The sequence below is a fragment of the Parvibaculum sp. genome, from assembly GCF_002684405.1.
In the GTDB taxonomy this organism is placed as follows: domain Bacteria; phylum Pseudomonadota; class Alphaproteobacteria; order Parvibaculales; family Parvibaculaceae; genus Parvibaculum.
On sequence record NZ_NYVD01000166.1, the window covers coordinates 26,398 to 35,118 of the forward strand.

Sequence of the window (8,721 nt, forward strand, 5' to 3'; positions counted from 1 at the left end):
GACGAGTATGCGCTCGTCCGCTTTTCAAAGAGGATAGAGCGCCGCGAGATCCGCCTCGCCGCCGCGCGGCAGCGCAATGACCGGCGTCGCCCCAGCAAAACGTACAATCGTTTCCACCGTCTCGTCGAAATTCACTTCGCTGCCCGGCGTCTCGCTCACCACGATGGCGCGCGGGTCGAGCTTGCGGGCGCGCAGACTTTCGATCGCCGTCAGCGTGTGTGAAATCGTGCCTAGATAGGAACCGACGACGAGAAGCGGCGAGATGAAGACATGGGCCTCCACCGCCTGCATCCAGTCGAGCACGGTATGCGTATCGTCGAGCGGCACGGCAACGCCCCCCACGCCTTCGATCAGCAGCGGATCGTCTTTTCCGGCCGCCGCGACGCAATGGTCGACCAGGTCGTCGAATGAGATCGTCGCGCCCTCGCGCCGCGCCGCCATGTCGGGCGAGAGCGCGGCCTTGAAGCGCCAGTGCGAAACGCTTGCCGCCTTTTCATAGACGACATCCTCGCCCATCGCGGCCAGCAGCGCCGCCGGGTCGCTTTCCGGGAAGGTCGTTTCGTCGAGGCCGCTCACCACAGGCTTGATCGCCCGCACGGGCACGCCCTTCTCGCGAAGCTGGCGCGTCAGCAAGGCGCTCACATAGGTCTTGCCGATTTCGGTGCCGGAAGAGGTGACGAAGATGACGGTCATGTTTTCTGCTCTTACTCGGCCGCCCGTTTGGGCATGATCCGTTCCCGGATGATGGCGGCAAGGCGGTCGATATCGGCGTCTTCATGTTCCGCCGTAAAGGTGATGCGCAGCCGCGCCGTGCCCTCCGGCACGGTCGGCGGGCGGATGCCGGTCACGAGGAAGCCTTCCACTTCCAGCATCTTCGACGCTTCGAGCGTCGCGCCAGCATCGCCCAGCAGCACCGGCACGATGGGGCTTTCGGGATCGGGCAGGTTCAGCGCGCGCGTAAAGCGCTTCGCCTTTTCCACCGGACGCCGCGTCAGTTCTTTGTCGCTTTCGATGATGTCGATGGAAGCGATCGCGGCGGCGACCGACGCAGGCGGCAGGCCGGTCGTATAGATGAGCGTGCGGGCGCGGGTACGAATGAAATCGCAGACTGCTCGGCTTGCGCAGAGATAGCCGCCATAGCCGCCCACCGCCTTGGAGAGCGTACCCATCTGCAACGGCACATCGGCTTTCGTACCGCCGATAAAACTCGATCCCTTGCCATCGGCCACCACGCCGATGCCATGCGCATCGTCCGTCATCAGCCAGGCGTCGTAGCGCCGCGCCAGCTCGCCCATCTCGCGCACGGGTGCGAGATCGCCGTCCATGGAGAAAACGCCATCGGTAAGGATCATGCAGTGGCGCGCATTCCCGCGATGCGCGTCCAGTAACTCAGCCAGATGCGCCAGATCGTTGTGGCGGAAAATATGCGTCTCGGCATATGAGAGCCGCGCGCCCATCATCAGGCAGTTATGGGAAAGCTCGTCGGCCAGCACCAGATCGCCCGGGCCCACCAGCGCAGAGACGATGCCCATATTGGCCAGATAGCCGGATCCGAACACCACGCAATCCTCGGTTTCCTTCAACCGGGCCAGCCGCGTTTCGAGTTCCGTATAAAGAGGATGATTGCCGGTGATATGGCGCGATGCGCCCGAGCCCGCGCCATAGGCATCGATGGCGGCCTTCGCGGCCTCTTTCACACGCGCCGACTGGGAAAGGTTCAGATAGTCGTTGCAGCAAAAGGAGACGAGTTTTCTGCCGCCGCGCTCCGCCGCTGCGGCAGGCCCGCGCGCCGTCTCAACCAGCACACGGCGCAGCGCGCGCTTTTCCAGCGCGTCGAGTTTGCCTTTTACAAAGGCGTCGAGTGAATTTTCTTTCGCCAAACCGGGTCTCCCGAGGGCCCCTCGCCCTGCCGCCCGGCACCATTATGGGCCGGCCCCGATCTGTCAACAGAAAGGCCGAAAACCCCACGCTTTCAGCAGGTTCTTGCATTGCGGGCCAAGCTGCCTATGCTCGGCGAAATTCCGACCGTTTCATTCAGGAAAGATGGCCCGCCCATGAGCCTTCAAAGCGAATTCGACGCCGAAACCAAAGCCGGAAACCCGGCCCCTTCCACCGCCCGGACCGACCCGGGGACGCTGCGTCATGACTGGACGCGCGAGGAAGTCGAGGCGCTTTTCGCCCTGCCCTTCAACGATCTCGTCTTCGAGGCGCAGATCGCCCATCGCCGCTGGTTCAACCCGAACCAGGTGCAGATGTCGACGCTCCTGTCGATCAAGACCGGCGGCTGTCCGGAAGATTGCGGCTATTGCGCCCAGAGCGCGAAATTCGACACCGGCCTCAAGGCCTCCAAGCTGATGGAAGTCGAAAAGGTACTCGCAGAGGCCCGCAAGGCGAAGGAAGCCGGGTCGTCTCGCTATTGCATGGGCGCGGCCTGGCGCGAGCCCAAGGATCGCGACATGGACACGATCTGCGCCATCGTGCAGGGCGTGAAGGAAATGGGCATGGAAACCTGCATGACGCTCGGCATGCTGTCGGGCCAGCAGGTGCACCGTCTCGCCCAGGCCGGTCTCGACTACTACAACCACAATATCGATACGTCGGAAGAATATTACGACAAGATCATCAGCACCCGGACCTTCCAGGACCGGCTCGACACGCTGGAGCGCGTGCGCCAGGCGGGCATCAATGTCTGCTCCGGCGGCATTGTCGGCATGGGCGAGGAACAATCCGACCGCGCCGGCATGCTGATGGCGCTGGCGAACCTCGAAGAGCATCCGCAGTCCGTGCCGATCAACATGCTGATCCCGATGGAAGGCACGCCGCTCGAAGGCGAAGGCCAGATCGATCCGCTCGATTTCGTGCGCACCATCGCGGTCGCGCGCATCATGATGCCGCAGAGCATGGTCCGCATCGCAGCGGGCCGCGAGCATATGAGCGACGAAACGCAGACGCTCTGCTTCCTGGCGGGTGCGAACTCCATCTTCACCGGCGACAAGCTGCTGACGGCGAAGAACCCGGGCGACGCGCATGATGCCAGGCTCATGGGCAAGCTCGGTATCGAGCCCATGCCCGCGCATAGCTGCCCGGCCGAGAAGTAACGTAGCGTCTTGAGCGTTCCGCCCGCCAATCCGCTCATCAACAACCCGCCGGACTGGCTCACGCGGGGCGCGCCGCATTTGTGGCTGCCCTATACCCAGATGCAGACCACGCCCATGGCGCTGCCCGTGGTGAAAACCGACGGTGTGCGCCTTACGCTCGACGATGGGCGCGAGCTTATCGATGGCGTCTCCTCCTGGTGGACCGCCGCGCATGGCTACAACCATCCCCATATCCGCGAGGCCGTGACCGCGCAGCTCGAAAAGATGCCGCATGTCATGCTGGGCGGGCTCGCCCATGAGCAGGCCTGCCGGCTTGCCTCGCGCCTCACCGACAAGCTGCCGGGCGATCTCGCCCATGTCTTCTTTTCCGAATCCGGTTCGGTCTCGGTCGAGATCGGCATGAAGATCGCGGTCCAGTACTGGATCAATTCAGGCAAGCCGGGCCGCACGCGCTTCGTCAGCTTCAAGGGCGGCTATCACGGCGACACGCTCGCCACCATGTCGGTCTGCGATCCGGAGGAGGGCATGCACTCCCTCTTCAAGGGTGCGATCGCCGAGCAGTTCATCTGCGAGTTACCCACGGATGAGGATAAGGCCGCCGCGCTCGATGCCTTCCTCGCCGAGCATAAGTCCGAGATCGCGGGCATCGTCACCGAGCCTCTGGTGCAGGGGGCGGGCGGCATGCTCATTCATGCCCCAATCACGCTCAAGCGCCTGCGCAATCTTGCCGACAAGCATGGCATTCTCTTGCTCGTCGACGAGATCTTCACCGGCTTCGGGCGCACCGGCACGATGTTCGCCTGCGAGGCGGCGGGGATAACGCCCGACATCATGACGCTCTCCAAGGCGCTCACCGGCGGCACGCTGCCGCTCGCCGCGACCATCGCGCGGGCCCCGGTTTTCGAGGCTTTTCTGGGCGAAGATGCGGGAAAAGCGCTGATGCACGGCCCCACCTATACCGGCAATGCGCTGGCCTGCGCGGCGGCCAATGCCTCGCTCGACCTCTTCGAGACCGAGCCCCGGCTCGATCAGGGCGCCGCCATCGAGGCGCAGCTCAAATCCGGGCTCGAGCCGGCCCGGGATATCCCCGGTGTGGTCGATGTCCGCGTGCTGGGCGCCATCGGCGTCATCGAACTCGAGTCCATCGCCGAGCCGGATGCCATGAAACGGCGTTTCGTAGAGGAAGGCGTCTGGATCCGCCCCTTCCGCAACATCGTCTACACCACGCCGCCCTTCACCATCGGCGAAGACGATCTCGCCCAACTGACGGGCGCAATGCTCAAAGTCTGTGCGGAATTCGCACCGGATTGATGTTGAATTCCTGCAACTAAATCCGTCCGGACATACTTTTTGTAGTGGAAGGCGTGTTTTTACACGCCAGATATTGAGCCAATTCGAGACACACATTACGCTCGAATCAGAGGCCGATTCGCGCCTTCACAAAATTACGGACAGATCCGGGTTGTGCGCGTTGCCGAGCGCCGAGACTGGCGCTCTCGCAAGGCGGGCTTTGATTTTTTCCTGCCGGCCCCTGCTTCAGAGGGCCGCGGGATCGAGGGGACAGGACCACACCCATGCATGTCATTGCGTTTGCGTCGCAGAAAGGCGGATCGGGCAAGACCACGCTTGCCGGTCACATTGCCGTTGAAGCCGAGTATCAGGGAGCAGGGCCGGTCGCCCTTATCGACACCGATCCGCAAGGCAGCCTGTCGCAATGGTGGAATGCCCGTGAGGCGGAACGTCCCTTCTTCGTCAGCCCCTCCAGCGAAGGCCTCGCCTCCGACCTGGACAAGCTGCGGCTTGGCGGGATCGAGCTTGTCGTCATCGACACGCCGCCGGCCATCACCACGACCATTCATCATGTGATCGAGCAGGCCGACCTCGTCGTGATCCCGACCCGGCCGAGCCCTCACGATCTGCGCGCCGCGGGCGCCACCGTCCAGATCTGCGAAGAACTGGGCAAACCGCTCGCCTTCACGCTCAATGGTGCAAGCCCAAGGGCCCGCATCACCACCGAGGCGGTGATCGCGCTTTCCCAGCATGGCGCTGTCGCCCCGTCGATTATCCACCAGCGAATCGATTTCGCTTCTTCTATGATCGATGGTCGAACCGTGCGAGAGATCGGCTCCAATACCAAATCCCCCGACGAAATCGCCGGGCTCTGGACCTTCCTCGCAGACCGGCTGGCCGGCAGAGAGACATCGCCTCTCAAATCCGCCGCGTCGGCCTTTAGCGATGCATTGAGGGGAGCTGCCTGAGATGGCAAAGAAGCCCGCTTCTCTGACCGGCGAACTGCTGGCCCGCAAGGGAGAAGCACGACCTTCCGACCTGAAGCCCGTCAATGACGAGGGGCCTCAAGGCGCGGATATTTCAATCCTGCCCGGACGTCAGCCTCATCTGGAAGGCATTGGCGTCGGGGGCCAGGTTTCCTCTACGCTGTCCCCGGAAGAACCGGAGGAAAGCGGGAGCTCGGACGAGATGACCAATGAGGATGACGGCGCACGGCCAAGCCCGCCCGAGCCGGAGATCATCTATACCCCGGAAGACAAGGAGACCGGCAGCCGGACGAAGCTTATCGCCGGGGCCTTTATCGGCGTCGCACTTTTGGGCGGTGTCTTGCTCGCGCTGATGTTCAATGGCAGCGACCGCGGAACCGCGCCCGTACTGCCGCAGGAAACCGACACCGCTTCCGGCTCCCAGCAGGCTGCATCCGAGACCGCTCCCAAGGCCGCCACCGAGGCCAATGAACCCGCCGTGGCGGTTGAGACCGTGCCTTCCGTAGCCGATGCGACGCCCGAAACGCCGGCGGCACCTGCTGCCGAAAGCCCGGCCGATATCGAGGTCGCGCCGCTGCGCAGTTCGGCGCCGGAAGAGACAACGAGCAGCACGGCCCTCGACCCGGCATTGGCTGCCGCTGCGCCAGAAACGCCCGCAGCGCCGAAACCGGCCGCCAAGGCGGAAACGCCTGCCAAGGCGGCTCAGGCGGCGCTCGCCACCGGCGGCAACTGGGTTGTCCAGCTTCTGGCCTCCCGCAGCGAAGCGGATGCGAAGACCGCCTGGAAGACGATTTCCGGCAAGCATGCGACGATCCTTGGCGGCCACGGGCTCGACATCCAGAAAGCCGATCTGGGCGACAAGGGCACGTTCTACCGTGTCCGCGCCGCCGGTTTCGAGACCAAGGCCGAAGCGGCCAAGGCCTGCGGCGCACTCAAAGGCGCCGGGCAGGATTGCCTGGTCCGCCAACGCTGAGAGCGGCTTCAGAAAGAAATATAGCGGGGCCTTCGGGCCCCGTTTTCATGTCCGTTTTCACGATCCTCGAGGCGTTTGCTTCCGCCCGGCCGCGGTGTAGTGTCCGGCCATTGCCATTCACGACTTTCAAACCGGACATCACATGATCGAAGCTGTTATCTGGGATTTCGGCGGCGTGCTGACCTCCAGCCCGTTCGAAGCCTTCAATCGCTATGAGCGCGAGCGGGGCCTGCCCGCCGATTTCATCCGTTCCATCAATGCCACCAACCCCGACACCAATGCCTGGGCCCTGTTCGAGCGGAATGAAATTTCGCTCGACGAGTTCGACAAGCTCTTTCTTGAAGAAGCTCGAGCCAGGGGGCATGACGTGACGGGCCGCGACGTCGTTTCGCTGCTCTCGGGCGATATTCGCCCGGAAATGGTGACCGCTCTCACGCGCTGCAAAGAGCGCGCGAAAGTCGGCTGCATCACCAATAATGTCTCTGCAGGCGAAGGCGCCGGCATGGCGCGCTCGCATGAAAAGGCCGCCGCCGTGGCGGACGTCATGTCGCTTTTCGATCATGTGATCGAAAGCTCGAAGGCCGGCATTCGCAAGCCCGATCCGCGCATCTATGAGATGGCCTGCGAGGCTCTCGGCGTCGATCCGGCGAAATCCGTCTATCTGGACGATCTCGGCATCAACCTGAAACCGGCCCGCGCCCTCGGGATGACCACCATCAAGGTGCTCAATGCCGAACAGGCACTGGAAGAGCTCGAAGCTGCCGTAGGGTTCTCGCTGCGGTAACGCGGCCCGGCAGGCTGCTCTTGAGCGGCAGCCCCCCGCAGGCATAGTCTTCTCCCAAAAGAAAAGGTCACTGGGAGGAGACCCATCATGCTGCGACCTCAAGCGGAGGCCGTCGATCTCGACGGCAAACCCGACCTCAAGAACCCCGACCTCTATCTGACGGATGATTTTCACGACATCTTTCGCGCCTTGCGGGTGGAAGAGCCGGTCTACTGGAACCCGGAAGCCGACAGCACAGGCTTCTGGGCCGTCACGCGCTATGACGATATCGAAACGATTTCGAAGAACCCGAAAATCTTTTCATCCGCCAAAGATATGGGCGGACACCGGATCTTCAATGAAAACGAAATCGACGAGAACGATACCGACGCCAGCATGATCTCGATGGATCCGCCGACGCATAATGCTTATCGGCGCATGGTCACGCCGGGCTTCGTGCCGCGGCGCATCTCCAATATGGAAGACCGTATCCGCGCCCGCGTGACGCGCCTTCTCGACCAGATGCCCGCGACCGGCCAGACGGAATTCGTTTCGTCCGTCGCCGCCGCGCTTCCCATCGAGGTGCTGGCGGAATTGTTCGGCGTCCCACCAAGCGACGGGCCCAAGCTTTTCGAATGGTCCAATGCGACTGTCGGCGAGGACGACCCGGAGCTGCGCGTCTCCGATGAGTATATGCGCCAATGCGTGGCAGAGATGGCCGGCTATGCCGCGGGTCTTTGGGAAGAACGCCTCAAAAACCCCGGCGAAGACCTCATTTCCATGCTCGCGCATTCGAAGGTCGGTGGCGAGGCCATGACCTTCCCCACCTATATCGGCACCTTCATCCTGCTGGTGGTGGCGGGCAACGAGACCACGCGCAATTCGATTTCCGGCGGGCTGCAGGCGCTTTCGCAGTTTCCCGAGGAACGCCAAAAACTCCTCGACGATCCCTCGCTCATTCCGAGCGCGGTTCAGGAAATCGTGCGCTGGGTCAGCCCGGTCCTGCATATGCGACGCACCGCGACGCAGGATGTCGAACTCGGCGGCAAAGAGATCAAGGCCGGGGACAAGGTCGTGATGTGGTACTGCTCCGCCAATCGCGACGAAACGAAGTGGAAGGATCCCTACACGTTCGACGTCACGCGCTATGCGAGAGGCGATGCGCCAACCCAGCTCGGCTTCGGGGCGGGGCAGCATTTCTGCCTCGGCTCGCGGCTTGCGGAGTTACAGCTCAAGGTGCTGTTCGAGGAGCTGCTGACGCGTTTCCCCGATATCGAGGTCGACGGGCCGGTACGGCGGCTGCGGTCGAATTTCATTTCCGGGATCAAGGAAATGCCGGTGCGCTACACGCCTGCCGCCTGACCGCCGGGAGGCCATCCGGGTACAAAAAAGGGCTCGGAGAGAACCCCCTCCGAGCCCTTTTCGACTGCCACATCCGTTGCCTTAGTGGCCAAGCCTCGCGGCCGCGCGTTCCTTGGCAGAGGCGCATTCGCCCGCGCTCAAGCCCACTTCCTTGGCAAGCGTCTCGATCATCACGGTTTCCATCCGGTGCAGCGTGCCGTCGGACAATGCGACTTCCCAGAGCATCTCGACGACCTGGCTACGCTCTTC

9 protein-coding genes are annotated in these 8,721 nt (G+C 63.1%); 6 read left to right on the forward strand and 3 right to left on the reverse strand.

The window, feature by feature from the left end; translation table 11 throughout:
* Window positions 1-24: 24 nt before the first annotated feature.
* The gene (bioD, locus tag CMI59_RS15365) at window positions 25-693 is read right to left on the reverse strand and encodes a dethiobiotin synthase (RefSeq protein ID WP_293329109.1); all 669 of its coding nucleotides are present in this window, start codon (window positions 691-693) and stop codon (window positions 25-27) included.
* 11 nt (window positions 694-704) lie between these two features.
* Window positions 705-1,880 (reverse strand): 8-amino-7-oxononanoate synthase, encoded by a 1,176-nt coding sequence (gene bioF / locus CMI59_RS15370; RefSeq protein ID WP_293329110.1) that lies wholly within the window; start codon window positions 1,878-1,880, stop codon window positions 705-707.
* A 174-nt stretch (window positions 1,881-2,054) separates the two neighbouring features.
* On the opposite strand from bioF, the gene bioB reads away from it, so the two are divergent.
* From bioB to CMI59_RS15400, 6 genes are all read left to right on the forward strand, one after another.
* Entirely contained in the window at window positions 2,055-3,098 is a 1,044-nt protein-coding gene (gene bioB, locus CMI59_RS15375; protein WP_293329111.1) for a biotin synthase BioB, read from the forward strand.
* A gap of 9 nt (window positions 3,099-3,107) precedes the next feature.
* Window positions 3,108-4,409: an adenosylmethionine--8-amino-7-oxononanoate transaminase gene (locus tag CMI59_RS15380; protein ID WP_293329112.1), complete on the forward strand. Its 1,302-nt coding sequence runs from the start codon at window positions 3,108-3,110 to the stop codon at window positions 4,407-4,409.
* 263 nt (window positions 4,410-4,672) lie between these two features.
* Entirely contained in the window at window positions 4,673-5,356 is a 684-nt protein-coding gene (locus CMI59_RS15385; protein WP_293329113.1) for a ParA family protein, read from the forward strand.
* A gap of 1 nt (window position 5,357) precedes the next feature.
* Window positions 5,358-6,347, forward strand: a complete 990-nt coding sequence (locus tag CMI59_RS15390; RefSeq protein ID WP_293329114.1) for an SPOR domain-containing protein — start codon at window positions 5,358-5,360, stop codon at window positions 6,345-6,347.
* A 142-nt stretch (window positions 6,348-6,489) separates the two neighbouring features.
* A complete protein-coding gene (locus CMI59_RS15395) occupies window positions 6,490-7,131 on the forward strand; it encodes an HAD-IA family hydrolase (RefSeq protein WP_293329115.1) in 642 nt (213 codons plus the stop codon).
* Window positions 7,132-7,218: 87 nt separating this feature from the next.
* Complete coding sequence (locus CMI59_RS15400) at window positions 7,219-8,472, forward strand: cytochrome P450 (protein ID WP_293329116.1); 1,254 nt, start codon at window positions 7,219-7,221, stop codon at window positions 8,470-8,472.
* Window positions 8,473-8,553: 81 nt separating this feature from the next.
* Here the strand turns inward: CMI59_RS15400 and CMI59_RS16935 are convergent.
* On the reverse strand, window positions 8,554-8,721 hold a 168-nt coding region (locus CMI59_RS16935), incomplete at its 5' end, for a TerB family tellurite resistance protein (RefSeq protein WP_363102537.1).